General features: G+C 67.0%; 1 protein-coding gene. It reads right to left on the reverse strand.

Translation table 11 applies throughout. The annotated features are described in order from the left end of the window. Window positions 1–13: 13 nt before the first annotated feature. Window positions 14–1,630, reverse strand: coding sequence for an IS4 family transposase (locus ACWDBB_RS36165; RefSeq protein ID WP_449793647.1), 1,617 nt, complete (start codon window positions 1,628–1,630; stop codon window positions 14–16). Window positions 1,631–1,742: the final 112 nt, after the last annotated feature.

A 1,742-nucleotide genomic window follows, 5' to 3' on the forward strand; every position in this document is an offset into this window, starting at 1 on the left:
CAATGCCACGAAGTTAAGGACTGGGCGGCGGTGTCAAGGCGTCGGGGAGGGTGATCTTGTAGGTGTTCGGCGCGGTTCGGATGAGTCGGCCGTTGCGTGCCCAGTAGCAGAGTTGCGCGGTGAGGCTGCTCAGGGGGCGCCCCGCAGTGGCGAGGCCGAGGTGCTGAGCGATGTCACGGGTGTGCATGGCCTGGTTGGAGTGCGCGGCCAGGATCTGGCAGACCTGGCCCCAGCGCCCGGATGGGGCTCGGCTCGGATCCTGTGCGATGGGGAGCGCCGGTGGATTCACGGTGATCTCGAGAGCGGTGATCGGCGTACTGTCGCGGGGACGGCCGTCGCGATTCCAGCTGTGGTAGCGGGATATCCCGCCTTTGACGATGCGGGTGGAAAGCCGCATTCGGCGCCGGGGAAGCAGTGCCTTCAGGATGCGGGTTCCAATGAATCCGACCAGGTCAGGGCGTCCGTATGGGCCAGCGACTGGGATCGTGCCGATGGGGCTGACGACCGTGTCGCGTGCTGCCTCGAGAGCGATCGTGAAGCCGGCCCGGTCGGGATCGCAGCCGGGTATCGTCTCCACCGCGGTCACCATTGTCGAGCGCAGTGCCTGGTAGAGGGTGAGCAGTCCCCACATCTCCTGGGTGACGCCGACGGGGTCCTTCGATCGCAGCACCCTGCCCTTGAGCAGCGTGTGACGGAGTGCGAGGTATGTGGTCTCGATCTCCCAGCGCTCGTGGTAGAGACGCACCAGGCAGTCAGCGGGATCGGCACGGTGGTCGCGGAGGGTGGTCAGCAGGCGATAGGTGCCGCCGAAGTCGCCGCCGTCGGCGGTGCGCGTGCGGACGTCGGCCTCGATCACTCTGAGAGGAACGCCGCTGATGCGGGTGAGGTAGGAGCCGTCGGGCAGCAGTGCCAGCACCGGAGGGCGCCGGACACTGGTGGCACGTATCAGTAGCTGAGCACCCTGAGCTGCGATGTTTGCGAGCAGTTCGTTGCTGTCGAAGGCACGGTCGGCGAGCAGGAGCATGTCTGGGGTCAGGTGGCCGACCAGGTCGTGGGCGTAGTCGGTCTCGCCCTTGGAGGCGGAGCCGAAGACGGCGGCAATCAGGCCGCGGGTGCCTGTTTCACAAAGGGTCATGAGCATCAGCCGGGGGTAGCCGGTCGGGCCGTGGCGGCGCTCGGTGCGGCCCAGCCAGGACCGGTTGCGCTCGTGGTCGGGGACGTTCAGACTCCCGCAGCCGTCGAAGGCGACCGTGCGCCAGCGGCGGTAGCGCACTCCGGGTGTGGACGGCTGGGCCAGCGGGCCCGCCAGCACGTCGAACAGCCGCTTGAGCGGTGCCACGCCGACCCGCCGACGCAGATCGCGAAGGGCCTTCTCCGAGGGCTGCGGCACCTGGGCCCCCAGTCCAGTGGCGAGTTTGCCCCACACCAGTGTGGTGCCCAGATGCTCGAACAACCCGAGCGCCAGGACGAAGTACACCCCGACACGAGAGGGGAGGCTCCGCAGTCGCTGCTCGCGTGCCCCCGTCTCGTCCAGCACTGCGTCCACCAACTCGGTTGGGATGACCTGGGTTAACTCACCGATATGGCCAGGCGCGAACACGTCGGTTCCGCCCGTGACAGACTGGGTCACTGGGCCTCTGCTTTCTCAGGAAGATCTTGGTCGATCCCCTGAATAGCAGAGGCACTTCCCTTATCTCGCGCACCCTTGACACCGCCGCCCAGTCCTTAACTTCGTGGCATTG

Source organism: Kitasatospora sp. NPDC001095 (assembly GCF_053598615.1).